Source organism: Kitasatospora sp. NPDC004531 (assembly GCF_053602195.1).
Window position 1 is genome coordinate 85,414 of sequence record NZ_JBSGDD010000009.1, and the last position, 26,759, is coordinate 112,172.

General features: G+C 73.8%; 25 protein-coding genes. 12 read left to right on the plus strand and 13 right to left on the minus strand.

Going from position 1 to position 26,759, the window contains the following annotated elements; genetic code table 11:
• Window positions 1-231: 231 nt before the first annotated feature.
• Both ACWEMJ_RS06890 and ACWEMJ_RS06895 read left to right on the plus strand, forming a co-directional pair.
• Entirely contained in the window at window positions 232-1,062 is an 831-nt protein-coding gene (locus ACWEMJ_RS06890; protein ID WP_452135912.1) for a pentapeptide repeat-containing protein, read from the plus strand.
• A 144-nt stretch (window positions 1,063-1,206) separates the two neighbouring features.
• Window positions 1,207-1,479, plus strand: a complete 273-nt coding sequence (locus ACWEMJ_RS06895; protein ID WP_452135913.1) for a hypothetical protein — start codon at window positions 1,207-1,209, stop codon at window positions 1,477-1,479.
• A 159-nt stretch (window positions 1,480-1,638) separates the two neighbouring features.
• Here ACWEMJ_RS06895 and ACWEMJ_RS06900 read toward each other — a convergent pair whose 3' ends face one another.
• From ACWEMJ_RS06900 to ACWEMJ_RS06910, 3 genes are all read right to left on the minus strand, one after another.
• Window positions 1,639-2,211 carry a rhodanese-like domain-containing protein gene (locus ACWEMJ_RS06900; RefSeq protein WP_452135914.1) on the minus strand — a complete coding sequence of 191 codons (573 nt, stop codon included), beginning with the start codon at window positions 2,209-2,211 and terminating at the stop codon, window positions 1,639-1,641.
• A 133-nt stretch (window positions 2,212-2,344) separates the two neighbouring features.
• Entirely contained in the window at window positions 2,345-3,286 is a 942-nt protein-coding gene (locus ACWEMJ_RS06905; protein ID WP_452135915.1) for a sulfite exporter TauE/SafE family protein, read from the minus strand.
• Window positions 3,283-3,705, minus strand: coding sequence for a rhodanese-like domain-containing protein (locus ACWEMJ_RS06910; protein WP_452135916.1), 423 nt, complete (start codon window positions 3,703-3,705; stop codon window positions 3,283-3,285). The genes ACWEMJ_RS06905 and ACWEMJ_RS06910 overlap by 4 nt, the downstream gene beginning before the upstream one ends.
• Before the next feature lie 270 nt (window positions 3,706-3,975).
• Between ACWEMJ_RS06910 and ACWEMJ_RS06915 the strand changes: the two genes are divergently transcribed.
• Window positions 3,976-5,346 carry an MBL fold metallo-hydrolase gene (locus ACWEMJ_RS06915; protein WP_452135917.1) on the plus strand — a complete coding sequence of 457 codons (1,371 nt, stop codon included), beginning with the start codon at window positions 3,976-3,978 and terminating at the stop codon, window positions 5,344-5,346.
• Between the two features lie 133 nt (window positions 5,347-5,479).
• Window positions 5,480-5,746, plus strand: coding sequence for a metal-sensitive transcriptional regulator (locus ACWEMJ_RS06920; RefSeq protein ID WP_452135918.1), 267 nt, complete (start codon window positions 5,480-5,482; stop codon window positions 5,744-5,746).
• Between the two features lie 68 nt (window positions 5,747-5,814).
• Here the strand turns inward: ACWEMJ_RS06920 and ACWEMJ_RS06925 are convergent, their stop codons facing one another.
• Entirely contained in the window at window positions 5,815-6,051 is a 237-nt protein-coding gene (locus ACWEMJ_RS06925; RefSeq protein ID WP_452135919.1) for a hypothetical protein, read from the minus strand.
• A 132-nt stretch (window positions 6,052-6,183) separates the two neighbouring features.
• On the opposite strand from ACWEMJ_RS06925, the gene ACWEMJ_RS06930 reads away from it, so the two are divergent.
• Complete coding sequence (locus tag ACWEMJ_RS06930; protein ID WP_452135920.1) at window positions 6,184-7,908, plus strand: NaeI family type II restriction endonuclease; 1,725 nt, start codon at window positions 6,184-6,186, stop codon at window positions 7,906-7,908.
• Here the strand turns inward: ACWEMJ_RS06930 and ACWEMJ_RS06935 are convergent, their stop codons facing one another.
• From ACWEMJ_RS06935 to ACWEMJ_RS06945, 3 genes are all read right to left on the minus strand, one after another.
• Entirely contained in the window at window positions 7,909-8,175 is a 267-nt protein-coding gene (locus tag ACWEMJ_RS06935; RefSeq protein WP_452135921.1) for a metal-sensitive transcriptional regulator, read from the minus strand.
• Between the two features lie 76 nt (window positions 8,176-8,251).
• On the minus strand, window positions 8,252-9,124 hold the full coding sequence (locus ACWEMJ_RS06940) for a lysophospholipid acyltransferase family protein (protein WP_452135922.1): 873 nt from the start codon (window positions 9,122-9,124) through the stop codon (window positions 8,252-8,254).
• Window positions 9,121-9,984, minus strand: a complete 864-nt coding sequence (locus ACWEMJ_RS06945; protein WP_452135923.1) for a GNAT family N-acetyltransferase — start codon at window positions 9,982-9,984, stop codon at window positions 9,121-9,123. The genes ACWEMJ_RS06940 and ACWEMJ_RS06945 overlap by 4 nt, the downstream gene beginning before the upstream one ends.
• A gap of 324 nt (window positions 9,985-10,308) precedes the next feature.
• On the opposite strand from ACWEMJ_RS06945, the gene mptB reads away from it, so the two are divergent.
• From mptB to ACWEMJ_RS06960, 3 genes are all read left to right on the plus strand, one after another.
• A complete protein-coding gene (gene mptB, locus ACWEMJ_RS06950; protein WP_452135924.1) occupies window positions 10,309-11,709 on the plus strand; it encodes a polyprenol phosphomannose-dependent alpha 1,6 mannosyltransferase MptB in 1,401 nt (466 codons plus the stop codon).
• Window positions 11,703-12,950: a glycosyltransferase 87 family protein gene (locus ACWEMJ_RS06955; protein WP_452135925.1), complete on the plus strand. Its 1,248-nt coding sequence runs from the start codon at window positions 11,703-11,705 to the stop codon at window positions 12,948-12,950. The genes mptB and ACWEMJ_RS06955 overlap by 7 nt, the downstream gene beginning before the upstream one ends.
• Window positions 12,951-13,026: 76 nt before the next feature.
• Window positions 13,027-14,184 (plus strand): DUF4037 domain-containing protein, encoded by a 1,158-nt coding sequence (locus tag ACWEMJ_RS06960; RefSeq protein ID WP_452135948.1) that lies wholly within the window; start codon window positions 13,027-13,029, stop codon window positions 14,182-14,184.
• A gap of 213 nt (window positions 14,185-14,397) precedes the next feature.
• Here the strand turns inward: ACWEMJ_RS06960 and ACWEMJ_RS06965 are convergent, their stop codons facing one another.
• From ACWEMJ_RS06965 to ACWEMJ_RS06980, 4 genes are all read right to left on the minus strand, one after another.
• Complete coding sequence (locus ACWEMJ_RS06965) at window positions 14,398-15,498, minus strand: glycerate kinase (RefSeq protein ID WP_452135926.1); 1,101 nt, start codon at window positions 15,496-15,498, stop codon at window positions 14,398-14,400.
• A gap of 144 nt (window positions 15,499-15,642) precedes the next feature.
• Complete coding sequence (locus ACWEMJ_RS06970; protein ID WP_452135927.1) at window positions 15,643-16,503, minus strand: sugar phosphate isomerase/epimerase family protein; 861 nt, start codon at window positions 16,501-16,503, stop codon at window positions 15,643-15,645.
• Window positions 16,500-17,648, minus strand: coding sequence for a dihydrodipicolinate synthase family protein (locus ACWEMJ_RS06975; protein WP_452135928.1), 1,149 nt, complete (start codon window positions 17,646-17,648; stop codon window positions 16,500-16,502). Before ACWEMJ_RS06975 ends, ACWEMJ_RS06970 begins: the two co-directional genes overlap by 4 nt.
• Window positions 17,649-17,752: 104 nt before the next feature.
• Window positions 17,753-18,904 (minus strand): Gfo/Idh/MocA family protein, encoded by a 1,152-nt coding sequence (locus ACWEMJ_RS06980; RefSeq protein WP_452135929.1) that lies wholly within the window; start codon window positions 18,902-18,904, stop codon window positions 17,753-17,755.
• A 411-nt stretch (window positions 18,905-19,315) separates the two neighbouring features.
• Here ACWEMJ_RS06980 and ACWEMJ_RS06985 point away from each other — a divergent pair, with 411 nt between their 5' ends.
• Window positions 19,316-20,338, plus strand: a complete 1,023-nt coding sequence (locus tag ACWEMJ_RS06985; RefSeq protein ID WP_452135930.1) for a LacI family DNA-binding transcriptional regulator — start codon at window positions 19,316-19,318, stop codon at window positions 20,336-20,338.
• 570 nt (window positions 20,339-20,908) lie between these two features.
• Here the strand turns inward: ACWEMJ_RS06985 and ACWEMJ_RS06990 are convergent.
• The gene (locus tag ACWEMJ_RS06990) at window positions 20,909-21,349 is read right to left on the minus strand and encodes a MarR family winged helix-turn-helix transcriptional regulator (RefSeq protein ID WP_452135931.1); all 441 of its coding nucleotides are present in this window, start codon (window positions 21,347-21,349) and stop codon (window positions 20,909-20,911) included.
• A gap of 114 nt (window positions 21,350-21,463) precedes the next feature.
• Here ACWEMJ_RS06990 and ACWEMJ_RS06995 point away from each other — a divergent pair, with 114 nt between their 5' ends.
• Complete coding sequence (locus tag ACWEMJ_RS06995; protein ID WP_452135932.1) at window positions 21,464-22,312, plus strand: NAD(P)H-binding protein; 849 nt, start codon at window positions 21,464-21,466, stop codon at window positions 22,310-22,312.
• 104 nt (window positions 22,313-22,416) lie between these two features.
• Here ACWEMJ_RS06995 and ACWEMJ_RS07000 read toward each other — a convergent pair whose 3' ends face one another.
• Complete coding sequence (locus ACWEMJ_RS07000) at window positions 22,417-22,998, minus strand: MarR family winged helix-turn-helix transcriptional regulator (protein ID WP_452135933.1); 582 nt, start codon at window positions 22,996-22,998, stop codon at window positions 22,417-22,419.
• Between the two features lie 373 nt (window positions 22,999-23,371).
• On the opposite strand from ACWEMJ_RS07000, the gene ACWEMJ_RS07005 reads away from it, so the two are divergent.
• Together ACWEMJ_RS07005 and ACWEMJ_RS07010 are read left to right on the plus strand one after the other, a co-directional pair.
• Window positions 23,372-24,382: an MFS transporter gene (locus ACWEMJ_RS07005; protein ID WP_452135949.1), complete on the plus strand. Its 1,011-nt coding sequence runs from the start codon at window positions 23,372-23,374 to the stop codon at window positions 24,380-24,382.
• A gap of 73 nt (window positions 24,383-24,455) precedes the next feature.
• A complete protein-coding gene (locus tag ACWEMJ_RS07010; protein WP_452135934.1) occupies window positions 24,456-26,756 on the plus strand; it encodes a molybdopterin oxidoreductase family protein in 2,301 nt (766 codons plus the stop codon).
• Window positions 26,757-26,759 lie beyond the last annotated feature (3 nt).

A 26,759-nucleotide genomic window follows, 5' to 3' on the forward strand; every position in this document is an offset into this window, starting at 1 on the left:
GGCGGCGGCGACGCGCGGACGGCCGGCGGCGGATGACCCGAGCTGCGGACGCGCGGAGGGACCGCGACGGACGGGCCGGGGCGGGCGGCGCGGGACGGACCTCCCCGGGCGGGCATGCGGTGTTGCGGCACCCGGGGCCCCCGCGGCGGGCCCGTCCCCGCGACCGGGGAGAATGGCGTCCGAGCGGAACCACCCGAGACCGCCGCCCCGCCCCGCAGGAGACCTCGCACCGTGACCGACCAGCAGCCCCCCGCCCCGACCGGCCGTCGACTCGACCTGCTCGCCGACTGCTCCTCCTGCTTCGGGCTGTGCTGCGTCGCCCTGCCCTTCGCCAAGTCCGCCGACTTCGCGGCCAACAAGAACGCCGGCACCCCCTGCCGCAACCTCGCAGCCGACTACCGCTGCGGCATCCACACCAAGCTGCGCGGCAGCGGCTACCAGGGCTGCACCGTCTTCGACTGCTTCGGCGCCGGCCAGAAGATCTCCCAGCACACCTTCGACGGCCGCAGCTGGCGCGAGGACCAGGACACCGCCCGACAGATGTTCGAGGCCTTCCCGGTGATGCGCCAACTCCACGAACTGCTCTGGTACTTGACCGAGGCGATGGAACTCCCGCAGGCCCGACCGATGCACGCCGAGCTGCGCCGCGCCGCCGACGCCATCGACGAGCTGACCCGCCGGGACGCCGCCGCACTGATCGCCGCCGACGTCCACACCATCCGCGCCGAGACCAGCGAACTGCTGCTGCGCGCCAGCGAGTCGACCCGCAACGCGCTGCCCGGCAAGAAGCGCAACCACCGCGGCGCGGACCTGATCGGGGCCCGACTGAAGGGCGCCGACCTGCGCGGCGCGAACCTGCGCGGCGCCTACCTGATCGCCGCCGACCTGTCCGGTGCGGACCTGCGCAGCGCCGACCTGATCGGCGCGGACCTGCGGGACGCCGACCTGCGCGGCGCGGACCTGACCGGCGCGCTGTTCCTGACGCAGGCCCAACTCAACGCCGCCAGGGGCGACTCCACCACCCGCATCGGCTCCGGACTGGCCCGGCCCGCGCACTGGTGAGGGGACGGTCCGGACCGGCTTGCGGCAGCGGGAGGGGGCGCGAGGGGCGCACGGGGAGCCCGGCAACGGGATTAATCACCTGCGGTCGGTGTGGCCCGCGCGTATGGTCGTGAACTCCCCGACGCGAGAGGAGGATCATCCGCGATGGGACTGTTCAAGGACACACCGCCCCGCGAGCACCCCGAGTTCACCCAGCTACGGTTCATGGCCGCCGGTACACCCTCGTGGTGGAAGCGCAACCGCCACAAGGTGGTCGGCACCGCCGGCCTGTTGGTCGGGTTCTGGTTGGCCGGACACCACGACACCCCGGCGCCCGCCGCGCCCGCCGCACCGGCTGGGCCTGCCGCACCGGCGTCGTCCGCCGCACCGGACGGCTCCGCAGGCTCCACCGGTCTGTGCAGTGCGACCGCCCACTGACCACCGATCGCCGACGAGCGCGGCGACACGCGTAGGCCCCCGGTGCCACTGCCCGTGAACGTCACGGGCGGCGGCACCGGGGGCCGAGTTCACTCACCGTTCGGCGCCCCGGCGTCCTGGCCGGACCTCAGGCACCGCGCCGGCTCGCGGTCGCGCGGGTCAGTTGCCGCCGCGCAGGGCGCCGAGCGTCGCCTCGAACGCGGCACCGTTGTCACGGGCACGGTTATAGGGCAGCTTGCCCAGCATGGCGCCCATCGCGCAGGTGTTGGTGACCGCCGAGAACAGCAGGCCGGCGCCCACCGCGGCGGAGACCCAGCGCACGCCGGGGACCGCGAGGTCCACGACCACGCCGGCCAGCACCAGCGAGCCGGCCACCATCCGGACCTGGCGGTCCATGGCCCAGCGGACCTTCTCGCCGGCCACCCGGTCCACCCGGTGGCCGCCGGCCGTCCAGGCGGCGGTGCCGCCGCTGATCAGCAGCGCCGAGATGCCGGCGGCGGACAACTGCTCGCACGCGTTGCCGGCCCGGGCGCCCGAGGCGCAGGTGATCGCCAGCTCGCCGCGGGCGGCGGCGATCCGCAGCGCGGGCAGCGCCTGCGAAAGCTTGTCCAGCGGCACGTTGAGCGCGCCGGGGATGTGGCCGCCGGCGAACTCGCCGGGCGACCGCACGTCGATGACGGTCAGCTGCTGAAGCCGGGGCTGGAGCTCGTCGACAGTCAGGGGCGTGGTCATAGGTGGTGGGGCCTTTCGAGCAGGAGTGACCGGCGGACGGTCGCCGCCGGTTGACGCGGTGGTGCAGGTACGCAGGTGGGGCTGCGCGAGGTGGACGATGCGCGTGGCCCGCCGCGCTGTGGGGGCACGGCGGTCAGAGTACGGCGTCCACCAGCATCAGGGTGGCCACTGCGAGCAGTGCCACAGCGAAGATCCGCTGCAGGGCGCGACCGGACAGCTTCGACGCCAGCCGCTTGCCGTCCCACGCGCCGAGGATCGCGGCGGCCGCGAACGGGCCGACCACCGACCACGGGATGTCGGCGGCGCCGCCGAGCCGGGGCAGCAGCGCGGACAGCGAGTTGAGCGTGATCACCAGCAGGCTGGTGCCGATCGCCTCGGCCATCGGGAACGCCAGGAACGACACCAGCGCGGGCACGGCGAGGAACCCGCCGCCGACGCCCAGCACACCGGTCGCCGCACCCAGCCCCGCACCCGCCAGCGCCGAGCGCCGGGCGGACGCGGGTACGGCGGCGCCGTCCTCGGGCTGCTCGGCGCTCTCGCCGCCGACCTGACCGGTTCGATCAGCGCCGTCGGAGGGCAACGGGAAAGCGTTTTCCGTTTCCGTTCCGCGACCGTGCGCCGCACCCGCCGACGCGCCACCGGCACTCGCCCCGGCCGGGACGGGAACCGGGGCCGACGCCCGGGCGGGCACCGCCCCGGCGCGAGCGCGCGGGGTGCGCGCGGCGGCCAGCATCCGCCACGCGGCGAGGCCCGCGAGCAGGGCGAACGCACCGGTCAGCGCCGATCCGGGCAGGTGCTTGGACAGCGCGCCGCCGAGTGCCGCGAACGGCAGTCCGGCGGCGGCGAACAGCAGACCGCTGCGCCAGCGGACGCGACCGGCCCGGGCGTGCGCGACCAGCGCGGTGACGGAGGTCACGGCGACGATCAGCAGGCTGGCGGTGGTCGCGGTGCCGGGCGTCAGCCCGAGCAGGTAGATCAGCGCGGGGACGGCCAGCATGCTGCCGCCGCCGCCCAGCCCGCCGAGCGCCAGCCCGACCACCGCACCGGCGATCAGCGCGAGGACGACGGCGGTCATATCGCGGTGCCGCAGGAACACGCGCCCTGGTGCGAGGGCAGCCCCGCCTCCAGCCAGGCGCGCATCCCGCCGACCACGTTCACCGTTCGCACGCCGCGCCCGTTCAGCAGGTCGGTGGCCACCTTCGACCGGTTGCCGGAGCGGCACAGCGCCAGCACCAGCGGGCCTTCGTCGCCGGGCTCGCGGGGGCCGTCGAAGCCGTCGTAGGTGCCCAGGCGGCTGAGCGGGACGAGCACCGCGTCGGGGGCGTGCACCTCGACGTACTCCGCGGGTTCGCGGACGTCCAGCAGCACCGCCTGGCGGGCGGAGGCCAGGCGGTACGCCTCGGCGGGGTCGATCTGCGCGGGAGCGGGCGGCTGGTGGGACAGGGCCACGGGGTCCTCCTGGGCGGTGATGAGGGTGGTGCGTGCGGGCTGCACGCGCGGGGTCCGGCGGCGTTCCGGCGGCGGTCGGCCGCCGGGGGAAGATACCGGAGGGGGTATATCGTTGGGGTCGAGCATATACCCCCACCGGTATCGGCCGGAATCCGCTACAGTCGGAAACTGCCTGCAATAATACCCGTGGGGGTATCGGCGGGCTCAGTCGTGGGGCGGCCGCATGGCCAACTGCACCCGCACGCGGGTCCACAGCCCGCGCCCACACCTCCCACCCTCCAGCCGTGAACGGCCGACGCAGAGATGAGGACATCCGTGTTCTTCGCCCAGTACTACCTCGACTGCCTCTCCCAGGCCTCGTACCTGATCGCGGACGAGACCACCGGCCGTGCTGTCGTGGTCGACCCGCGCCGCGACGTGGACGAGTACCTGGCCGAGGCCGAAGCGCGCGGCTTCACGGTCGAGGGCGTCATCAACACCCACTTCCACGCCGACTTCCTCTCCGGCCACCTCGAACTCGCCGACCGCACCGGCGCCTGGATCGGCTACGGCCGCCGCGCCGAGACCGAGTACGCGATCCGCAAGCTCGCCGACGGCGAGCGGATCAGCCTCGGCGCCGTCGAGCTGGAGATCATCGAGACGCCCGGCCACACCCCCGAGTCGATCAGCGTCCTGGTCCGCGAGAACGCCGAGGACGCCGTCCCCTACGGCGTGCTCACCGGCGACGCCCTGTTCATCGGCGACGTCGGCCGCCCCGACCTGCTGGCCTCCGCCGGCGTCACCGCCGACGAGCTCGGACGGATGCTCTACGACAGCGTCCAGCGCAAGCTGATGTCGCTGCCCGACGAGGTCCGGGTCTACCCCGCGCACGGCGCCGGCTCCGCCTGCGGCAAGAACCTCTCCACCGAGCTCCAGTCCACCATCGGCCAGCAGCGCCTCACCAACTACGCCTGCCAGCCGATGACCGAGGACGAGTTCGTGGCCATCGTCACCGCCGGGCAGCCCGCCGCCCCCGGCTACTTCGGCTACGACGCCGACCTCAACCGCCGCGAGCGCGAACTGTTCGACGCCACCGCGCTCGACAACCCGCTGGACGCCGAGACCTTCCTGGCCCGCCGCGCCGAGGGCGCCGTCGTGGTCGACGCCCGCGACCCGCTCGACTTCGCCGCCGGACACCTGGAGGGCGCCATCAACGTCCCCGCCGACGGCCGCTTCGCCGAACAGTCCGGCACCGTCCTCGACCCGGCGTGGCAGCTGCTGGTCGTCGCCCCCGAGGGCCGCGAGCAGGAGACCGTCACGCGCCTCGCCCGGATCGGCTTCGACCGGGTCGCCGGCCACCTCGCCGACCCCGAGGCGACGTTCCGCTCGGTGCCCGAGCAGATGCGCCAGGCCGCCCGCCGCACCGTCGCCGACCTGCGCACCGAACTCGCCGGCGGCGAGCCGCCGCTGGTCGTCGACGTGCGCGGCGGCGGGGAGCGCGAGGGCGGGCTGATCCCCGGCTCGGTGCACGTCCCGCTGGCCGAGCTCCCGCAGCGCCTCGCCGAGATCCCCCAGGACCGCGAGGTCGTCGTCCACTGCGCCGGCGGCCACCGCTCGTCCATCGCGGCGAGCCTGCTGCGCCACCACGGCCACCAGCAGGTCTCCGACCTGCTCGGCGGCTACGGCGCGTGGGAAGCCGCCGCCTGACCGCACCCCATTCGCACCACCCCGACCGGTGGGCGGGAATTCCCCGCCCACCGACCCGGTTGATACCGGCGGGGGTATGACCGGCCCTGCCCCGGCGCACGTCGGCGAAGGCCCAGCACAAGGAGGAGACCCGATGCAGGTGGACGAGACCGCCGTCGGCGCCGTACTGAACCGACTGCGCCGCGCCCAGGGCCAACTGGCCGGCGTCATCGCCATGATCGAAGCCGGCCGCGACTGCAAGGACGTCGTCACCCAGCTCGCCGCCGTCTCGCGGGCGCTGGACCGGGCCGGCTTCAAGATCGTCGCCAGCGGCATGCGCCAGTGCATGTCCGAGGCGGAGGAGGGCGGCGCGCCCATGAGCGAGGCGGAGCTGGAGAAGCTGTTCCTCACCCTCGCCTGAGCGACGTCGTCACCGGGTGGGCGACGTCCGCACCGGGTGGGCGACCTCGTCAACGGGCCGCGTCCGGGTCATCCTCGGGCGCGGCCTTCGCGCTGCCACCACAGCCGCCACCACTCCAGGCGGTCCGCCGACTCCTGCGGGAAGACCAGGTGGAGGGCGGCCACCAGGAGCGCCACGCCCTGGCAGCCGAGGATCGCCCACCAGGGCGCGCCGGCCACCACCCCCAGCCCGGTCGAGCCGCCGACCACCCCGATCCCGGTGGCGGTGCGGACGAGTGACGGCTGGGACGACGGACGTCGCGGCATAGAATTTCCCCTCCAGGGCCAGTCGGCGATCTGCCGTCTGGATCATTTCGGGCGGCAGGGCGTTGCCGCACGCGCACACCGTTGCCACTTTTCCGCAACGGTTCGCGCGCCGGGCCGGTGGGGGAGCGCACGGTGGAGCAGGACGGCCGAACCGAGATCGTGGTGGGCGAGTTGATGCCGCTGCCGCCACTGCTGCCGCTGCACAGCGGGCCGCGCGCGATGGTCTTCCAGAAGGACCTCGACCGCGCGGAGGTCGGCGAGGAGCGGTACCAACTCGCCGTCGCCCTGCGCGACTTGGCCCAGCGCCTCGGGATCTCGCTGACCCGCTACGCGGCCAGGGTGAACCGGGACCGCTCGTCGCTGTCACGGTTCTTCAGTGGGCACCTCGTCCCGCCCGCCGAGTTCGTCGAACAGCTGATCGCGGACGGCGACCGTGCTGCTGGAGCCGAACTGCCCACGGGCGTACGCGAATTGGTTCGCGGGCTGCACCGCAGGGCGCTGTTGGCGGCCAACCCGAAGGGCGCCCGGCTCCAGAGCCTGCGCGACGAACTCGCCGACGCGGAACGGCAGGCCGGGCTGCTCCAGCAGGAGACCCGCCTCCTGCGCGACATGGTCATCACGGCCAAGCAGCAGATCGACGACCGCGACGCCAGGATCCGCGCCGTCGAGGCCTCCGCCGCCGCCGACCGCCTCATCCACCGCGCCGAGCTCGCCCAGCGCTCGGAGAGTTTCGAGAACCTGCGGGAGGAGCGCGACCGGCTCCGCGCGATGCTGGAGAAGCTGAAGCGCGAACTGGTGGACAGCGAGTCGCGGGCGGCGGAGGCCGAGCGGCGCTGCGTCGAGCTGGAGAACCAGCTGGAGTCGGCCGAGGCGGCGGCGGAGGTCCCGGCCGAGGAAGCGGACGAAGGGCTGCTGCTCACGGACCCCGTGGCGACCGGCGGCGCGCCCGTCCCGTACGGGGGGAGCGACGAGGGTCTGCGCGAGGTCGTCGACGCGCTGACGGCGCACCCCCGTCGGGGCGAGCGCATCGTGAGCGCCGTCATGGACGCCATGGACCAGGTGGTCAACGCGGCGATGACGGGCCGGGTACGACTCGGCGAGCTGTCCACCATCGAACGGGCCTCGCTCGCCGTGATCGTGGAGAACCACCTCCAGCACGCGCTGAACCTCCCGGACGTTTCGCCCCCCGGGCTGGTCGTGGCAGGGCACCAGGTGCACCTCCGCGTGGCGACGCGTCCGCTCTGGATCGTCTCGCCCGGCGAGTGGAACGACGTCTTTCTGCTGGTCGAGGTCAATGAAGCGGAGGGGTGGTGGCGGATCGGCCTGGTACGCGCGATCCGCGAGAATCTGGTGGGGAGGGGCAGCCGGGACGGGAAGCTGCCCCTCGGCCCGGTCGGCCGGTCGGCCATTCACTGGCTGCACCCTCGGGTGGCGCTGCCCGTGGACGTGCTGGGCGCCCTGGCGACGGACGAGCGACAGGCGATCACTTCCGCCGGGTCGCGTCAGCACCAGTTGGACCAGCTGTTCCGAACGGTCCAACGTCGGCCGATCGACCGGAGGACAGTGGCGGCGGTCGCCCGGGCAACCGAATTCGCGCGCCGGGCGCGGGAATCGGCCCTCCGACTCGAGTCCGAAGGGATCATCGTGCTGGACAGCTACCGTGCCCGCTTCGGTGGGACGCTGGCCGCGCTCGGCCTGCCGCTGCCGTCGCGTCGTGAGTACCTCGCCGCCCGTCTGGTGCGTCGCCGCCCCGACCACGGCCCGGTGCCTTCGGTGGAACTGGCAGGCGAACAGTGGTGCCTCGCCCGGCCGGAGGATCCGGTGGAGTCGCTTCCGCCGGGCTACCAGTTCCGGTGACTACGCCAGGGTCAGGAACAGCTTCTCGAGTTCGGCCTCGGTCATCGGCGGGGTGTTCTCGTCGGCGGTCGCCAGGCACTGCCGCATGCCGCTCGCCAGGATCTTGAAGCCGGCCCGGTCCAGGGCCCGGGAGACTGCGGCGAGTTGGGTGACCACGTCCTTGCAGTCGCGGCCGGCCTCGATCATCGCGATCACGCCGGTCAGTTGGCCCTGGGCTCGGCGCAGTCGGTTCAGCACCGCGCCGACGGCATCCTCGTCCACCTGCATGGAGCACTCCTCGCCTTCTCTGAACTCGCCCGATCATACGGGAGCCGTACGGTCGTACCTGCCGCGCCGGTTCCGGTCAGTGCGCGGCCTCCGCGCGGGCGCGCGGCTGGGGGACGCGGGTGGGCTCCTCGCGCGGGTGGGCGGAAGCGTCCTGGTAGCGGCACTGGTCGATGACGCGTTGGGCGGCGGCGGCCAGCTGCCGGCGCCCCGGGAAGAGCGCGGGCGGCAGTTGGGGCAGGAACTCGACCTCGGCGACCAGTCGGCGCGCCGACACCACCCGCCACAGCGACGGCAGCAGCCCGTCCTCGCCGACGAACGCGGGCGCGGTGGTCGGGACGCCGCCCGCCCGGTAGCGCAGCGCGAGCGGCTGGACGGGGACGTCGGCGCGCACCGCCGCCTCGAACAGGGCGGGGCGGAAACGTCCACCGCCGCGGCCGCACCAGGTGGAGCCCTCCGGGAAGACGGCCACCCGCTCGCCCCGGCGCAGCGCCACCGCGATCCGGTCGACGGTCTCCGGCAGGGCGCGCAGGCGGTCGCGGTCGATGAAGATCGTGCCGCCCCAGGAGGTCAGCGGGCCGAGCAGCGGCCAGCGGCCGACCTCCGTCTTGGCGAGCATCCGGCCGGGGCGGACGGCGGCGACCAGCAGGATGTCCAGCCACGAGATGTGGTTGGCGACCACCAGCGAACCGCCAACCTGCCTGCCGGGTACGGCGATCGGAACGAGGCGCACTCCGAGCGCGGCCAGCAGCAGCCGCGCCCAGCAGCGCACCAGGCGCTCGGCGGGCAGCCAGGACAGGGCCCGCACCACAGGGGCGGCCGCGACTCCGGCGAGCAGCACGGCCAGGCACCCGGCCACCCGCAGCGCCCGGCGCAGCACGCCCACCCGGGGCCCGGCGACCGTCACGCAGTCACCGGGCGTGCACGGTGCGGTCGGCAGCCAGGCGTTCATGCCGCCGTCGCCTCGCCGACCGAAGCGGGCGCGCCGTCGAGGGAGTTGATCGCTGAGATCGGCAGGTCGGCCGCCGCGGCCAGGAAGTGCCGCAGGTAGCGCGGGTCGGTGCGCTCCAGCGACAGCAGTACGTACAGGTCCGCCACGTTGAAGTCCGGGTCGTACGCGGGCTCGCCGCACACCCACGCGCCGAGGCGCAGGTAGCCGCGCAGCAGCGCCGGGATCGGCGTCCGCCCCTGCCGGGCCACGCCGTCCGCCGACCACGGGCGCAGCGGGGCGACCCGATACTCCTGCGGCGCAAGGTACTTGGCCGACACGGCGTCCCACACGCCGGCCGCGGTCGCGCCGCCGTCGGACAGCGGGATCGAGCAGCAGCCGGCCAGCCAGGCGTTGCCGGTGGCCGTCATGTAGCGGGCGATGCCGCCCCACATCAGGTTGATGACCGCGCCGTTGCCCCGGTGGGCCTCGGCGATGCAGGACCGGCCGACCTCGACCAGGCCGTCGCGCAGCCCGCCGAGCCGCGCCAGGTCGAACTCGGTGTCCGAGTACAACCGGCCAGCCCGGCGCGCCTGTTCGGGGCGCAGCAGCCGGTAGGTGCCGACCACCTCGCCGCTCGGCAGCTCGCGCACCAGCAGGTGGTCGCAGAACTCGTCGAACGGGTCCGCGTCCAGGCCCGGCAGCGGCGAGTCGAGAACCGCGCCCATCTCCTGCGCGAACACCTGGTGGCGCAGCCGCTGCGCGGCCCGCACGTCCTCCGCGGAGCGGGCGAACGACAGGGCGTACGAAGGAAGTTGATCGGATCCGCCGAGGGCGACGGCAGCCGAGGAGGACGGGACGGGGCGGGCGGGAGCGGTGGTCATGGCGGACTCTCCGGGGTCTCGGGGCGCGATACGGTGGCGACGGAACAGCACGGGACGACACGCGACGACACGGCGCCCGCAGCCGGTCCGCCGGTCGGGCGGCGCCGGTCACGAGCGGCATGGGTATGTCTCCCCGACCCGCCTGGCCCTCAGGTGGACGCCCGACGGAGAACAGATGTGCACATGCTGAATGGCCGGTTCGGCCACCGGAGTTGAGAAGTCCGAGGCCCGAACGCGGCCCGCCCCGAGCCGGACGCCCGCCGGTCATCCGCCGGACGCGGCCCCGTCGCCCGGCCGCCACCACGCTCTGCCAGCGTTCCCGACATGCCGAACACGGGCGCGAACGCCTACCCGGGCCGGTACCGGTGGCTCGGGCTCCTCGGATCGCTCGCCCTCGCCGCCGGCGCCCTCACCGCAGGCGCTCTGCCCGCCGCCGACACCGGCCCCACCCTGCGCGCCGCCGGCGGCTACGGCACCGTCCTGGTCTTCGCCGGCCTCGCCGTCCTCACCGCCGCCTGGCTGCTGCTCGGCCGCCCCGACGAAGGCCAACCACCGCCCGGCACCCGCTGGTTGACCACCACCCTGGCCTGGTGGGCCGCGCCGCTGCTGCTCGTACCGCCGCTGTTCAGCCGTGACGTCTACAGCTACCTCGCCCAAGGCGCCATGCTCGCCCACGGAATGGACGTCCACACGGACGGCCCCGCCGCGCTCGGCGGACCGACCGCCGCGCAGATCCCGCAGGTCTGGCAGCACACCCCCGCCCCCTACGGCCCCGCGTTCCTGCTGCTCGCCCGCGCGGCCGCCCCGATCGCCGAACACCCCTGGGCCGCAACGCTGTTGCTGCGCCTGGCCGCCGTCCTCGCCGTCGCCGCGCTCGCCGCCCTGCTGCCCGCCCTCGCCCGCACCCTCGGCGCCGACCCCGCCACCGCGCTGCGCCTCGGCGCGCTCAACCCGCTGGTACTGCTCCACCTGATCGCCGGTGCGCACAACGACGCCCTGGCGCTCGCCCTGCTGCTCGGCGGCCTGCTCACGGCCGTGCGGGGACGCGTACTGGTCGCCGCCGCGCTGGTCACGCTGGCCGCGCTGGTGAAGGCCCCGGCGGCGCTCGCGCTGCCCGTGGTCTGCCTGCTGGCCGGCGACCGCCGCCGGAGGCCGCAACTACGGCGCGCCTTCACGGTGTTGGCGGTCTGCGCCGTCACGGTGCTCGCCGTCACGGCCGCCGCGGGCACCGGCTACGGGTGGACCACCGCGCTCACCACCTCGGCCACCAGCACCAGTTGGTCGCTCACCAGCAGCCTCGGCCGACTGGCCGCAGACCTCACCGGCACCCCGGCGGACAGCACGGTAGCCGTCGCCCGGGCACTCGGACTGGCACTCGCTGCCCTCGCAATCACCCTACTGGCCGGACGAGTTGTCCGCCGCGACAGCGAGCCGGTGGCCGCCCTGGCACTCGCCTTCGCCGTCCTGGTCGCGCTCGGACCGGCCTTCCGCCCCTGGTACGCACTGTGGGCGGTGCTCCCCGCCGCGCTCGCCGCCCGCTCGCCGGCCGCCCGCCGGGTCGTCGAACTCGGCTGCGCGGTCCTGGCGTTCACCGTGATGCCGGACGGATTCGGCCCGGACGGGGCGGAACTGGTGCTGGCCGTCGGCGGGTTCACGATCGGGGCCGCCGCCGTGCTGGCGGCCGAGCGCGGCATGCCGTTGCGCGAAAGGCAGTTGGCGTGCTGAGGCGGGGAACGACCGTCGGCCGGGCCACGACCCTGGCCGTCGCGGTGACGGTCACCGCTTTGGTGCTGGCGGTCATCCCCGGCCATCGCGGATGGTTCGACATCGGCGTGTACTACGGCACCGTGCGGCACTGGTTCGACACCGGGCAGCTGTACGACTACGTCCGGCCCGGCACCGTGTACGGGTTCACCTACCCGCCGTTCGCCGCGCTCTGCATGCTGCCGATGCGCCTGCTCGGCTGGCACCCCGCGATCGCCGTCGGCGTCGCGCTGTCCGCCGTCGCCACCGCGCTGCTGCTGTACTGGCTGATCGACCCGATCGCCCGCCGATGCGGCTGGTGCCGGTGGTACGCGTTCGGACTGGCGGCCTGCCTGTGCGCCCTCACCAACCCCGTGCGCGACACCTTCAGCTTCGGCCAGGTCAACCTGCTGCTGGTCGCCCTGGTGCTCGCCGACCGCCAACTGGCGGGCAGCCGCTGGACGTTCCTCACCGGCGTCGGGACCGGACTGGCCGCCGCGATCAAACTCACCCCCGCCCTGTTCATCGTCCACCTGCTGATCACCCGGCAGTGGCGCGCCGCCGCGACCGCCGCCGCCACCGCGCTGGCGGCCACCGCGGCCGGGTTCCTGATCGGCCCCGACGTCTCCCGCCGGTTCTGGACCGTCACCCTCTGGGACACCGACCGGGTCGGCGGATTCGGCAACATGTCCAACCAGTCCCTGCAGGGGCTCATCGCCCGTCTCGGACCCCAACTCCCCGGCCGCGCACTGTGGGTGGCCGCCTCGCTCGCCGTCCTCGCCGTCTGGGCCCACCGGCTGCGCCGCGCCGCCCGCGCCCGCGACACCCTCGCCGCCTACAGCCTCACCGGCCTCGCCTGCTGCCTGGTCAGCCCGATCACCTGGGTGCACCACCTGGTGTGGGCGCTGCCCGCCCTGGTCGTCCTCGCCGAGACCGCGCTGCGCGACGGCCGCCGCGGCCTGCTCGCCGTCAGCTGGCTGCTCCAACTGGTCATCTCCAGTGGCATGGTGTGGCTCTGGCACCCCGACGGCCGCGGCCCCGGCACGCTGTTCGGCGGCAGCGCGTACGTCCTGCTGACCCTCGCCCTGCTGGTCGCCATGCCGATCCGGCACCGCCCCGACGACGACCGGACCGCCGCCGAGCCCCCACCACCCCGCGCCCGCACGGCCACCGTCGGCGCTCCTCCCGGCCGCCCCCGCAGACGCCCGGCCGCCGTCGGCTGAACGGGGACCGGGCGGCTGCGGGGCCGGTGAAAGGCGGTGGACCCGGCGGGCCTGCGATGCCACAGTGGGCGGCGTGATCACGCCGGAGCCGCCGCCCTTCGTCCCGGGACTGGAACTTGCCGCAACGCTGTACCGGGACGGTGTCCGACCCCAACTGGAAAACGCTTTCCCGCAGCTGCGGTACGCCGCCGCGCGGATCGGTCCCGGCTCGGAGGTGCTCGGCTTCGACACGGCCCGGTCCGCCGACCACGACTGGGGCCCGCAACTCCAGCTGTTCCTCACCCGCGAGGACGCCGAGCGGCACGGCCCGGCCATCACCGCGCTGCTCGCCGACCGCCTGCCCCGGGAGATCCGCGGCTGGTCCACCCACTACCGCGCCACCGGCGACCCGCACGACCCCGTCAGCCACCTTGAGCCCGCCACCGGTAACACCGTGGACCACCGCGTCACCGTCCACCACCTGCCCGACTGGCTCGCCGACCGGCTCGGCCCCCGCGCCGCCGCCTGGGCCGACACCGACCCCGCCGCCACCGACTGGCTCGCCCTGCCGCAACAACGCCTCGCCGAACTCACCGGAGGCGCCGTCCTGCGCGACGACATCGGCACCCTCACCGCCGTCCGCCGACGCTTCCAGTGGTACCCCGAGCAGGTCTGGCGGTACGTGATGGCCTGCCAGTGGCAGCGCATCGCGCAGGAGGAAGCGTTCGTGGGCCGCTGCGCCGAGACCGGTGACGAGCTCGGCGCCGCCGTCGTCACCGCCCGGCTGGCCCGCGACCTGATGCGACTCACCCTGCTCCAGCACCGCGTCCACGCCCCGTACAGCAAGTGGCTGGGCCGGGCCTTCGCCCGACTGCCCGCCGACCCCGCCCTCGGCACCGCGCTGCGCGCCGCGCTCGCCGCCACCGACCCCGAGACCCGCGAGCGCCACCTGTGCGCCGCCTACGAGTCCGCCGCCCGCACCCACAACACGCTGGCCCTCACCGCCCCGCTCGACCCGACCTGCCGCCCGTACCACAGCCGCCCCTACCGCGTCCTGCACGCCGACCGCTTCGCCCACGCCCTCCGACACACCGTCACCGACCCCGCCCTGCGCAACCTCCCCCCGACCGGCGCGGTCGACCAATGGGCCGACAGCACCGACCTGCTCGACCAACCGACGGCGATCCACGCCGCCGTCGCCGCCCTCGCCGGGGGAGGGGAGCGGCACGACGGTCGGGGCAGCCGAGATCAGTGAGACCGGGGATCGTCGAGACGCCGCGCGGGCGAAACACGTGTCGTCCGGAGGGCTGGGCCCTGTGGAACACCTGGGACGACCGGGGGTGTTCCAGAACTGGTCACGCGGAAGGGCCCTCGACCCGGTGACTTTGCTGCCGTCCCAGGTCGGCCTCGTCCGCCGAGGCTGGATCGGCCCGATGACCTTTTCGCCACGCGGCGTCAGCCGGATCGGTCAGGTGCGTGGTGCGGGCCAGCGTTGGGCGAGGGTTGTGCCGGCTCGGTGGAGCCAGTGGGCCGGGTCGGTGCGGGCGGCGGTGGGGGAGCCGGCCAGGGTGGTGAGGGTGAGGACTTCGGGGGCGGTCGAGTCGCCTGCCACCACGTGTGCGGGGACGCCCGCGGCCTCGGCGAGGCGGACCACCTCGCCGACGGCCTTGCCCTGGAGGCTGGTCTCGTCGTACCGGCCCTCGCCGGTGATCAGCAGGTCCGCCGACTCCAACAGGGCGGGCAGGCCCAGGAGTCGGGCCACCGCCGGGGCGCCCGGGTCGACCGTCGCGCCCCAGCCGGCCAGCAGACCGTAGCCCGTGCCGCCCGCTGCGCCCGCGCCAGGGTGGGACGGGTCGCCGCCCATCAGCTCCGCGAGGCGCGTCAACCGGTGTTCCAGCAGCGGGAGTTCACGTTCGCCCCCGCCCTTCTGCGGCCCGTACACCGCCGCCGCCCCGCGCTCGCCGAGCAGCGGATTGGTCACGTCGGTGAGCAGCACCACCCCGCCGGGCGGCGCGAAGCGCATCAGTGACCGGTCGAAGGAGGCCGCAACTTCGAGCGTGGCATCAAGATCTGACGCAGCGTCAGGAAGAGGGCGGCCTGAGGCGTCCAGCAGACGGGCCCCGAGCGCCGACAGCAGGCCGAAGCCGCCGTCGGTGGACGCCGAGCCGCCGAGCCCGATCAGCAGACGGGTCGCGCCGGCGTCCAGTGCGGCGGCGACGGTCTCGCCGGTGCCCCGGGTGGTGGCCGTCATCGGACGCAACTCGCCGCCCAGCAACGGGAGTCCACTGGCCACGGCCAGCTCGACCACCGCCGTGCCGTCCGGCAGCAGCGCGAACCGCCCGCACACCGGCCGACCGTCCGGCCCCGTCACGTCCGGGACGTCGACCAGCCGCGCGCCGGGGACGGCCGAGACGACCGCCGCGAGCGTCCCCTCGCCGCCGTCCGCCATCGGCACGCACCGCACCTCGTCCGCCGGCCGCACCGACCGCCAGCCCGAGGCCAGCGCCTCGGCGGCGTCCGCCGCGTCGATCGTCCCCTTGAACGAGTCCGGCGCCACAACGATCCGCATCCGCACACCTCCGCCTCTCTCGATCAGACACCGGCCTGAAGAAACCCGCCGGCGACCCCGGCCCCACCATTCAAGTGCAGCGCGAGCCGCACGCCACGACACGACGGGCCGGCCGACGAGCGGCCGACCCGCCGGGTCGGGGTGTCAGCCGCGCACCAGGTGCGCGCGGTGGCGCTCCTTGACGGTGGCGAGGGTCTGCTCGCCCGGGGTGTTCCACACCTGCTCGTTGAACAGCTCGACCTCGATCCAGCCGTCGTAGCCGGCCGCGGCCACCCGGTCGGTCAGCCAACCGAAGTCGATGTGCCCGTCGCCGACATGGCCCCGGCCCAGCAGCGCGTCCGCCGGCAGCGGCAGCGTCCAGTCGCACACCTGGTAGGAGGCGATCCGGCGACCCGCACCCGCGCGGGCGATCTGCCGCTCCAACTCCGGGTCCCACCACACGTGGTAGCTGTCCACCACGACACCGACCTGCTCGGCCGGGTGGGCCTCCGCCAGATCCAGCGCCTGGCCCAGCGTGGAGACCACCGCCCGGTCCGCGCAGAACATCGGGTGCAGCGGCTCGATCGCCAACCGCACCCCGAAGTCACCGGCGTGCGGCGCGAGTTCACCGATCATGTCGGCGACCTGGCGGCGCGCCCCCACCAGGTCACGGCTGCCCGCCGGCAGGCCGCCGACCACCAACACCAAGGTGTCGGTGCCGAGTTCGGCCGCCTCCTCGATCGCCGCCAGGTTGTCCGCGAACGCCGCCCGCCGCGCCGACTCGTCCCCGGCCGTCAGGAACCCGCCCCGGCACAGGCTGCTCACCGCGAGACCCGCGTCCCGGCACAGCCGCGCCGCCCGGGCCAGACCCGCCTCGGCGACCTTGTCCCGCCACAGGCCGATCGCCGGAATCCCGGCGTCCACGCAGCCGCGCACCGCCTCCTCCAGGCTCCAGCCCTTGGTGGTGATCTGGTTCAGCGACAGCCGCTCGCACCCCTCGGCCGGCTTCAGCTCCGCCGCGCTCACGCCCGCACCCCCGCCAGCGCCAGGAACTCCCGCATCCGGCCCGCGGCCAGCTCCGGATCGGCCAACACCCCAGCCTCGTCCGCCAGTCGGAACAGCTCCACCAGGTGGCTCACCGAACGGCCGCTCTGCGCACCCGCCACCATGGTGAAGTGGTCCTGGTGCCCGCACAGCCACGCCAGGAACACGATGCCGGTCTTGTAGTGGAACGTCGGCGCCGCGAACAGGTGCCGGGCCAGCGGCACCGTCGGCGCGAACAGCTCGTCGTAGCGCGCCGGTTCACCCTCGTCCAGGGCCCGCAGCGCCGCCGCCGCGACCTCCGCGATCGGGTCGAACACGCCCAGCAGCGCGTCACTGTGACCGACCTCGTCACCCCGCACCAGCTCCGGGTAGTTGAAGTCGTCACCCGTGTACATCCGCACCCCGGACGGCAGTTCACGCCGCAGCGCGATCTCCCGGCCCGCGTCCAGCAGCGACACCTTGATGCCGTCGATCCGCCCCGGGTGGCTGCGGATCAGCTCCAGCACCGTCTGCGCGGCCTCGTCCAGATCCGCCGAACCCCAGTAGCCGGCCAGCGCCGGATCGAACATCTCGCCCAACCAGTGCAGAATCACCGGCCGTTCGGCCTGCTCGACCAGCTTCCCGTACACCGACAGGTAGTCCTCCGGACCGCGCGCCGACGCCGCCAGCGCCCGGCTCGCCATCAGGATCGGCTGCGCACCCGCCGCCTCGACCACCGCGAGCTGCTCCTCGTACGCCGCCGAGACCTCGGCCAACGAGACGTTCACGGAAGCCAGTTGGTCGGTGCCCACGCCGCACGCCAGCCGGCCGCCGACCGACTTCGCCGCCGCGCCCGAGCGGGCGATCAGCTCCTGGGTCGCGGCCCAGTCCAGGCCCATCCCGCGCTGGGCGGTGTCCATCGCGTCGGCCACGCCGAGGCCCAACTCCCAGAGCCGGTGCCGGAACTTGAGCGTCCCCTCCCAGTCCACGGCGGCCGGCGCACCGGGGGCGTTCCCGCCCAGCGGGTCGGCCACCACGTGGGCGGCCGCGAACGCCACCCGGGACGAGGCCGGCCCCGACGGGGCGGCGAGCGCCACGGGCTCGCGCAACTGGTACCGGCCGATGCCGGGCAGATCGAGATGAGTCATGGTGTCAGGCCTTGGGATCGGTGATCACGCGGATCGGGAGGGGGAGGGAGGAGAGGGGGAGGGGAGACGGGGCCGGGTGGAGCGGACGGCCCGGCCTCGGCGGGTCAGAGGCTGAGCTCCGGCACGTCCAGGCGGCGGCCCTCGCGGGCGGAGCGCAGGCCGAGCTCGGCCAGCTGGACGCCCTTCGCGCCCTCCAGCAGGTCCCACTGGTACGGGGCGCCGGTCACCACGTGCTTGAGGAACAGCTCCCACTGCACCTTGAAGCCGTTGTCGAACTCGGCGTTGTCCGGCACCTGCTGCCACTGGTCACGGAACCGCTCGGTGGCCGGGAGGTCCGGGTTCCACACCGGCTTCGGGGTCGAACCGCGGTGCTGGATGCGGCAGTTGCGCAGGCCGGCGACGGCGCTGCCCTCGGTGCCGTCGACCTGGAACTCCACCAGCTCGTCACGGTCCACCCGGACCGCCCAGGAGGAGTTGACCTGGGCGACGATGCCACCCTCCAGCTCGAACACGCCGTACGCGGCGTCGTCCGCCGTCGCCGGGTACGGACGGCCCTGCTCGTCCACGCGCTGCGGAATGTGGGTGGCGGTGTGCGCGTACACCGAGCGGACCGGGGCGATGATGCCGTCCAGCACGTAGCGCCAGTGCGGGAACATGTCCAGGATCATGCCGCCGCCGTCCTCGGCGCGGTAGTTCCAGGACGGGCGCTGCGCGTCCTGCCAGTCGCCCTCGAACACCCAGTAGCCGAACTCGCCGCGCACCGACAGGATCCGGCCGAAGAAGCCGCCGTCCACCAGACGCTTCAGCTTCAGCAGGCCCGGCAGGAACAGCTTGTCCTGCACCGCGCCGTTGCAGACCCCGGCGGCCCGGGCCAGGCGCGCCAGCTCCAGCGCCGCGTCCAGCGACTCGGCGGTCGGCTTCTCGGTGTAGATGTGCTTCCCGGCCGCGATCGCCGCCTTGATCGCGGACTCGCGGGCCTGGGTGACCTGGGCGTCGAAGTAGATCTCCGCCAGCGGGTGCGCCAGCGCCTCGTCCAGCGAGGTGGTCCAGTGCGACAGGCCGTGCCGCTTCGCCAGCTCCTCCAGCTTGGCGGCGCTGCGCCCGACCAGGATCGGCTCCGGCCACAGCACCTGGCCGTCGCCCAGCGGGAGGCCGCCCTGTTCGCGGATGGCCAGGATCGAGCGCACCAGGTGCTGGCGGTAACCCATCCGGCCGGTGACGCCGTTCATGACGATGCCGATGACCCTGCGGGACATGGGGGGTCCTTTCCGTGGCGGAGGTGACGACGCTCGGGACGGTGGGTGGCGGGCGGGGTTGGAAAGCGCTTTCCGCATGCGCCTGCGGATGCCCCGGAGGGGTGCGGGAAAGCGCTTTCCAACTCGGCCTGCCGACCGCCCCGACCGTGCGGTTCGGGGACTGTTCGGGGAAGCGGATCAGGTACTGCGAAGCTCGGTGCGAGCTACTGGAAAGCGCTTTCCAGTCCGGCCGCGCAAGACCCTTGGAAAGCGCTTTCCATGTGCCGAGGCTAAGCGGCCCGCCCGCCCCGGTCAAGGCACCGCGATCGCCTCGGTCAACCGGAGGGGGCCGAGCGGTAACCTGTCCCTCGATCATCGGCGAGCAGGGCGAGTGGAACGGGGAGCAATCGGGTGGCTGTCACTCTCGGGGATGTGGCGCGGCACGCTGGTGTCTCGCTGGCCACCGCCTCCCGGGCCCTGAACGGCTCGGCGCGGTCGGTGACGGAGCAGCTCTCGGCGAAGGTCCGGGCGAGCGCCGACGCGCTCGGCTACCTGCCCAACGCGCCCGCCCAGGCGCTGGCCCGGTCCTCCGGCGCGACCATCGGGGTGCTGCTGCACGACGTCGCCGACCCGTACTTCGGCGGCATCGCCCGGGCCGTCGGCGACGCGGCCGCCCGGGCGGGCCTGCTGTCGCTGGTGACCAGCACGGACGGCGATCCCCGGCGGGAGCTGGAGGCGATCCGGATGCTGCACGCGCACCGGGTCCGGGCGATCATCCTGGCCGGCTCCGCGTACAACGACGTCTCGGTGATCCAGCAGCTCGACGAGGTGCTGGCGGCCTATCAGGAGCAGGGCGGCCGAGTCGCCGCCATCACCGACCACGGCCCGCTGTACGACACCGTCGAGGTGGCCAACCGGGAGGGCGCGGCGCTGCTCACCGGCGAGCTGGCCCGGCTCGGCCACCGCCACTTCGCGGTGATCACCGGCCCGGAGCGGATGCGGGTCGCCGAGGACCGCCTCGACGGCGTCCTGGACGCGCTGGCCGAGCGCGGCCTGGCACCGGCCGAAGGGATGCTCCAGCGTACGGAGTTCACCCGTGAGGGCGGCCGCGCCGCGATGGCCCGCATCCTGGACGTCGCCCGGGAGGGTGGAACCCCGCCGCCCACCGCCGTCCTCGCCCTCTCCGACATCTGCGCCGCCGGCGTCCTCGCCGAACTGCGCGACCGGGGCATCTCCGTCCCCGGCGAGATCTCGGTGGCCGGCTTCGACGACATCCCGCTGGCGACCGACCTGGCCCCGGCCCTGAGCACCGTGCGCCTGCCGCTCGCCAAGATGGGCGAGTCCGCCGTCCGGATGGCCCTCCGCGAGGGCGGCAGCGGGGGCAGGGCCGACACGGCGCACGCCTACGCCGAGGTGGTGCTGCGCGACAGCACGGCCGCGCCGCGCACCGACTGACCGCACGGCGGCGGCGCCCGGGTGCTACGTCTCCGGCAGGCGGTGTTCCACCGCCAACGTGCTTGCCCGCTTGGGGTGTTGTGTGCGCGTCTTGAGGCGGGGGAGTGCGAGCTGCACTGATCTCGGTGCCGGGCACGTCGGCCGTCAACGCTTGTGCCCAGCAGGGGCGTTGACGCGCGAAGGTCGATTGCGCGGGCCTCGTGGCGTCCGGGGGTGACGCACACCTACCCTCCGCTGGACGTCCAGGTCCGGATGCCGCGCCTGACGATGGCCGGGCGTCGGACGAGTTGCTGTTGCGGCTGGTTCCGGTGGTGCGGGCGGGAGTTGCCGATGCGCCGCCGTGGCCGTTCGACGATCCGATGTCGCTGTACGCGGGCAGTTCGGAACGCGAGTGGCGGTGGCTGCGGGGGATCGCGGGAGGCCGGGAGCGATGCTTTCGCCGCGGGGAGGTCGCGCCGATCCGGCGGTGGCGGTTGACGCGGGAGGTCTGGGAGCGGCACCGCCGCGAGGACATCGAGCTGGTCGGCGTTCAGGAGTGCCTGCCGGCGCTGGGCCTGGCCTGGGCCGCGGTCAGGAGTCGGCGGGGGCGGCGGCCAACAGGTCGGCCGCCGAACGGTGGATCTTGGCGAGGGCGCTGAGCAGGTACCGGCGCTCGGTGGGGGTGAGGTCGGCCGTCAACTGCTGCTCCATGGCGAGGCGTTCGGCCTCGACGGGCTCCCGCAGGGCGCGCCCGGCGTCGGTGAGCCAGAGCCGGACCAGGCGGTTGTCCCGGTCGTCGGGGCGGCGGGTGAGGAGCCCGGCGGTGGCCATCCGGGTGGCCATCTTGACCACGGTGGGCGTGGTGACGTTCACGGCGGCGGCGATCTCGCCGGGGGTGCGGCCGTCGCGTTCCCACAGCGCGGCGAGCAGGTGGTTCTGGCCGAGGTGGAGGCCGTGCCGGCGCATCGCCCCGTCGGCGAGGGCCCGCACGGCCTTCGAGGTCTTGCCGTGCAGGTCGAGGAACTCGGGCATCGGGTGGTCCTCCCATGGTGAACAGGCTGATGTCCAAAGGTAATTGACGATCAATCAGTTCCTGGCTAACGTTCTCGCCGAATCGATAGACGGCTAACGTCTCCAGGGGGACTGATGATACTGATCACCGGCGCGACCGGAAACATCGGAACGGAACTCGTCCGCGCACTCGACGCCGCCGGCGCCGAACTGCGCCTGCTGGTCCGCGACCCGGCCCGCGCGGCCGAACTGCCCGCGCGGGCCGAACGCGTGGTCGGTGACCTCGACCAACCCGGCACGCTGGCGCGCGCGTTGGACGGCGTCGACCGGCTGTTCCTGCTCACCCCGGGGATCGGCACCGCGCACACCGAGCACGCCGTCGCCGCCGCCCGGGCCGCCGGAGTGCGGCGCGTGGTGCACCTGTCCTCGGCGAACGTCCTCGGCGACCCGATGCCCGCGATGGGGCGCTGGCACCACGCGCGCGAGGAGATCGTGCGCGGCAGCGGCATCCCGGCGACGATCCTGCGGCCCGGCGGGTTCATGACCAACGCCCTGGAGTGGACGGGGACGATCCGCGCCGAGGGCTACGTCCTGGACCCGGTCGGCCCGGGCCGGTTCGCGCCGATCGACCCCGCCGACATCGCCGCCGTCGCCGCCGAGGTCCTCACCGAGGACGGCCACCTGGGCCGGGAGTACGTGCTGACCGGCGACGAGTGCCTGACGGTCGCCGAGCAGGTGGCGATCCTCGCCGAGGCGACCGGCCGCGCCATCGAGGTCCGCGCCGCGCAGACGCCCGCCGAGGCCGTCCGCGCCCGCTTCCCCGGCGGCGTGCCGCAGGCGCTGGCCGACGCCATCGTCGAAGGGTTCACGCTGATGCGCGCCGACACCGTCGGGCTGCGCACGGACACCGTGGAGCGCCTGCTCGGACGGCGCCCGGGAAGCTTCGCGGACTGGTGCGCGCGCAATGCCGACTCCTTCCGATAGCCGAACCCGGCCACCGAACCCGGCCCCCGGCCACCGAACCCGGCCCCCGGCCACCGAACCCGGCCCCCGGCCACCGAACCTGGCACCCGGAACCCGACCGCCGGTCAGGACCGCCCCGCGCCGCCGCCCAGGTACTGCTCCAACTGCTGCTGGTTGGCGACCAGCCGCAGGCACAGGTGCCGGAACTGCGCGAGCTCCTCGGGCGTGAAGCCCCGGAAGATCGCGGACATGGCGCGCTGCGTGGGCAGCCGGAACGCGTCGAGCCACTCGCGGCCGGCGGGGGTGATGGTGACGCGGACCGAGCGCCGGTCCTCGGGGTGCTGGGTGCGGCGGGCCAGCGATTCGCGTTCCAGGGTGTCGACCAGCCCGGTGACGTTGCGGGAGCTGACCCCGGCCGCGCGGGCCAGTTCGCCGATGGTCAGCCCCTGCTCGTCGGCGCCGGCGAGCCGGGTGAGCAGGTCGAGCGCCCCCGAACTCAGGCCCCGCCCGCCCGCGCCGTGGGCGCGCAGGCGGTCGACGGACTGGGAGGCGGAGCGGACGGCGGCGGCGGCCTCCAGGGCGAGGGTGTCGTCGCCGAGCGCGAACGCGCTCATCGAGCTGCGCACGCCGGGGTCGTAGAGGTGGCCGTCGTGGTCCTGGAGCAGGGCGGGATCGGGGGCGGGAGAGTTATGTACGTTCTTCAACATGAAGCAGTACCGTAACTACTCGGGGGGTGCCGGTCAAGACTCGAAGAGGGCCTGAGTTCCGATCAACCACCGTGTGCGAAGGCCCTCTTGATGACGCTCGGTGGTGTTCGGCCGTTCGGCGCAGTGACGTGCCACCGGTGGTGCGGTGGGCGGGAGTGCTGGCTAGCGTCCGGAGTCGGGAGGGTGCCAGGGGCCGGTCCTCGGGCGTCCGACCGACCACCGGACCGAGTCGAGCGCTGGGAGCGTGCGCGTGGCCGCGACACCATCACCCCCCGGGGGAAGCACGGCCGACCGGCCGCCGCCGTACGGCAGGGGAGCGGTGCGGGCGGACCCGCCGCCGGGCCCGTCGCTGGCGGCCGCCGGCCGGGCCTCGATGGTGGCCGGGGCGGCGAGCGTGGCGCTGATCGCGGCGATCCTGCTCGGCAGCCGGGAGTTGCGGGACTTCGACTCCGCCCTGGTGCCGTACGCCGTGGCGTCGGTGTTCCTGACCTTCGGCGTGGTGTACCGGTACATGATGTGGGTCTCCGCCCCGGCCGCCCGGCGGCTGTTCCGCGAGGGCTGGCGCGCGGCGCTGTCCTGGGAGAACCTGAAGCGCTCGCCGACCGCGCTGCCGAAGATGATCGCCACCTACCTGGGCTTCCAGAAGTTCCTCGGCGCCCGCTCGCACGCCCGCTGGGCGGCACACCAACTCATCTTCTGGGGCTGCCTGTTGGCGGCGGCCATCACCTTCCCGCTGACCTGGGGCTGGTTCACCTTCACCTCCTCCGGCGCGGCCGGGCCCGGCTACGAGATGCGGCTGTGGGGGCTGAAACTGTTCGGCTTCGACTCCGGCAGCTTCCTCGGCTGGGCGCTCTACCACGGCCTCGACCTGGCCGCCGTGATGGTGATCGGCGGCACCGGCTACTTCCTCTGGCGGCGGGTGCGGGACCGGGCGGCGACCACCGGACAGCGCTTCGGCTACGACTTCGTGCCGCTGCTGGCGCTGCTCACCATCTCGGTGACCGGCCTGCTGCTGACCTTCTCCGAGATGTTCCTGCACGGCGGCGGCTACGAGTTCCTGGCGATCCTGCACATGGCCTCGGTGGTGCTCACCCTGGTCTACCTGCCGTTCGGGAAGTTCTTCCACATCGTGCAGCGCCCGGCGGCGGTCGGCATGCAGCTGTTCAAGTACGCGGCGCGGCGCAGCGGTTCGGACGCCGAGGAGCTGCGGGCCTGCCGCCGCTGCGGGCAGCCGATCGACACCGCCGCCGCCGTCGACAACCTCCGCGCCACCATGCGCGACCTGCGGCTCGACTTCGACCAGTGGGTCGAGTACTGCCCGCGCTGCAAGCGGGTGCTGCGCGGCGGCGCGTACCTGTCTAGCGTCAAGCGGGGCTTCAAGTGAGCACCGGCACCCAGTACGACCCCGGGCGGCACCCAGGGCGGCGCCCCGAGCGCGTCCCCGAGCGGGGCCCCAAGTGACCGCCGAACACGTCCCGCTGGACCCGAGCGTCGCCCCGCTCGGGACGCGCGACTTCCGCGACGCCGGCGGCCTGCCCGCTGCCGCCTGGCGGGCCGACCAGCGGGAGCAGACCCTCGTCCCCACGCACTGCTGCTTCTGCGGCGTCCAGTGCGGCATGTACCTGCGGGTGGACGGCGGCGGCCGGGTGTTCGGCGTCGAGCCGCGCAACCACGACATCAACCGAATGCGCCTGTGCCCCAAGGGGATCAACGCCTACCAGCAGGTCAACCACCCGGACCGGCTGACCGCGCCGCTGATGCGCCGGGACCGCAACCAGCCGTTCCGGGAGGTGAGTTGGGACGAGGCGTTGGAGTTCACGGTGGGGCAGATCGGCCGGATCCAGCGCGCGCACGGCCGGGACGCGTTCGGGATGCTCGGCGGGGCCAGCCTGTTCTCCGAAAAGACCTACCTGGTGGGCAAGTTCGCCCGGGTCGCGCTGCGGACCCGGCACGTGGACTACAACGGCCGGCTGTGCATGGTGAGCGCGGCGGGCGCCAACAAGCTGGCGTTCGGTATCGACCGGGCGGGCAACCCGTTCTCCGACATGCTGCGGACCGACTGCCTGCTGCTCGCCGGGGCGAACGTCGGCGAGTGCTTCCCGGTGCTCACCCAGTACGTGTGGGGCGCCCGGGACCGGGGCGCGACGCTGATCGTGGTCGACCCGCGCGAGACCGCGATCGCCCGCACCGCCGACATCCACGTCGCACTCAGGTCCGGTACGGACGCGGCGTTCTTCAACGCGGTGCTGCACGTGATCGTCGAGGAGGGCCTGACGGACGAGGCGTTCCTGGCGGCACACGCCTCGGGCTGGGAGGAGGTCAAGGCCGCCGTCAAGGCCTGCCCGCCGAGCCGGGCGGCCGAGATCTGCGGCATCCCCGCCGAGCAGATCGTCCAGGTGGCACGGGAGTTCGGGCGGGCGCCGCGGGCGATGGCGTGGCACGCGCGCGGCATCGAGCACCACACCCAGGGCGTGGAGAACTGCCTGACCGTGATCAACCTGTGCACCGCCACCGGCAACCTGGGCCGCCCGGGCGCCGGTTACGGCACGCTGACCGGACAGGGCAACGGGCAGGGCGGCCGCGAACACGGTCAGAAGGCCGACCTGCTGCCCGGCGGCAGGTCCATCAACGACCCCGCGCACCGCCGCCAGATCGCCGCGATCTGGGGCATCGAGGAGGCCGAACTCCCGCCCGCCGGAACCTCGATGATGGAAATGGTGTGGCAGATGCAGCGCCAGGAGATCCGCGGCCTGATCGGCGTCTGCAACAACCCGTTCGTCTCGCTGCCCAACTACGCGGTGGTGAAGGACGGTTACGACAAGCTGGAGTTCCACGCCCAGCTCGACTTCTTCCTCTCCGAGACCGCCGCCAACGCGCACGTGGTGTTCCCCGTCACCACCTGGGCCGAGGACGAGGGCGTGATGGCCAACGCCGAGGCCCGCGTGGTCAAGCACAACAAGGCGCAGGAACCTCCGGAGGGCGTGCGCACCGACACCTGGGTGATGTGCGAGATCGCCCGACGCCTGGGCGTGGGGAGCAAGTTCGCCTTCGAGGGCTCGCGCGACGTGTTCGACGAACTGCGCCGCGCCTCGGCCGGCACCGTGATCGACTACTACGGCATCACCTACGACCGGCTGGAGCGGACCGGCGGCCTGGTCTGGCCCTGCCCGAGCCTCGAACACCCGGGAACGCCAAGGCTGTTCGAGGACGGCAGGAGCTACCACCCGGACGGCAGGATCCACCTCCAGGCGGTCGAGTGGCACCCGCCGGCCGACCCGTACGACGACGACTTCCCGATGACGCTGACCACCGGCCGCACCGTCGCGCACTTCCTGTCCGGCAACCAGACCCGGCGCCTGGGCGCGCTGGTCGAGCAGACGCCGCGCCCGTGGGTGGAGGTGCACCCCTCGCAGGGCTTCCGCAACGGCGAACCCGTGCGGGTGATCACCCGGCGCGGCAGCGCGGTGCTGCCCGCACTGGTCACCGAGGCGATCCGGCCCGACCACGTCTTCGTGCCCTACCACTGGCCGTACCCCGTCGCCGCCAACGAGTTGACCAACGACGCCCTCGACCCGCGCTCCAAGATCCCCGAGTACAAGGTGTGCGCGGTACGGATCGAACGCGCCCGGGCCGTCGACGAGGTGCCCGCGCCGCCCACCCCGCCCGGCCGCGAGGCGTACCCGGCGGCCCAGGTGTCGCGCACCGACCCGCTGCCGCCGACCTCGCCGCAGGGCCGCGGCACCGCCGAGAGGGGCTGACCC

Excerpts from the sequence above, each read along its gene's own strand:
- ACWEMJ_RS06895 (WP_452135913.1), top strand. The coding sequence starts at position 1,207 with ATGGGACTGTTCAAGGACACACCGCCCCGCGAGCACCCCGAGTTCACC.
- ACWEMJ_RS06900 (WP_452135914.1), bottom strand. The coding sequence starts at position 2,211 with ATGACCACGCCCCTGACTGTCGACGAGCTCCAGCCCCGGCTTCAGCAG.
- ACWEMJ_RS06905 (WP_452135915.1), bottom strand. The coding sequence starts at position 3,286 with ATGACCGCCGTCGTCCTCGCGCTGATCGCCGGTGCGGTGGTCGGGCTG.
- ACWEMJ_RS06920 (WP_452135918.1), top strand. The coding sequence starts at position 5,480 with ATGCAGGTGGACGAGACCGCCGTCGGCGCCGTACTGAACCGACTGCGC.
- ACWEMJ_RS06925 (WP_452135919.1), bottom strand. The coding sequence starts at position 6,051 with ATGCCGCGACGTCCGTCGTCCCAGCCGTCACTCGTCCGCACCGCCACC.
- ACWEMJ_RS06935 (WP_452135921.1), bottom strand. The coding sequence starts at position 8,175 with ATGCAGGTGGACGAGGATGCCGTCGGCGCGGTGCTGAACCGACTGCGC.
- ACWEMJ_RS06940 (WP_452135922.1), bottom strand. The coding sequence starts at position 9,124 with ATGAACGCCTGGCTGCCGACCGCACCGTGCACGCCCGGTGACTGCGTG.
- ACWEMJ_RS06945 (WP_452135923.1), bottom strand. The coding sequence starts at position 9,984 with ATGACCACCGCTCCCGCCCGCCCCGTCCCGTCCTCCTCGGCTGCCGTC.
- mptB (WP_452135924.1), top strand. The coding sequence starts at position 10,309 with ATGCCGAACACGGGCGCGAACGCCTACCCGGGCCGGTACCGGTGGCTC.
- ACWEMJ_RS06965 (WP_452135926.1), bottom strand. The coding sequence starts at position 15,498 with ATGCGGATCGTTGTGGCGCCGGACTCGTTCAAGGGGACGATCGACGCG.
- ACWEMJ_RS06975 (WP_452135928.1), bottom strand. The coding sequence starts at position 17,648 with ATGACTCATCTCGATCTGCCCGGCATCGGCCGGTACCAGTTGCGCGAG.
- ACWEMJ_RS06980 (WP_452135929.1), bottom strand. The coding sequence starts at position 18,904 with ATGTCCCGCAGGGTCATCGGCATCGTCATGAACGGCGTCACCGGCCGG.
- ACWEMJ_RS06990 (WP_452135931.1), bottom strand. The coding sequence starts at position 21,349 with ATGCCCGAGTTCCTCGACCTGCACGGCAAGACCTCGAAGGCCGTGCGG.
- ACWEMJ_RS06995 (WP_452135932.1), top strand. The coding sequence starts at position 21,464 with ATGATACTGATCACCGGCGCGACCGGAAACATCGGAACGGAACTCGTC.
- ACWEMJ_RS07000 (WP_452135933.1), bottom strand. The coding sequence starts at position 22,998 with ATGTTGAAGAACGTACATAACTCTCCCGCCCCCGATCCCGCCCTGCTC.
- ACWEMJ_RS07005 (WP_452135949.1), top strand. The coding sequence starts at position 23,372 with ATGGTGGCCGGGGCGGCGAGCGTGGCGCTGATCGCGGCGATCCTGCTC.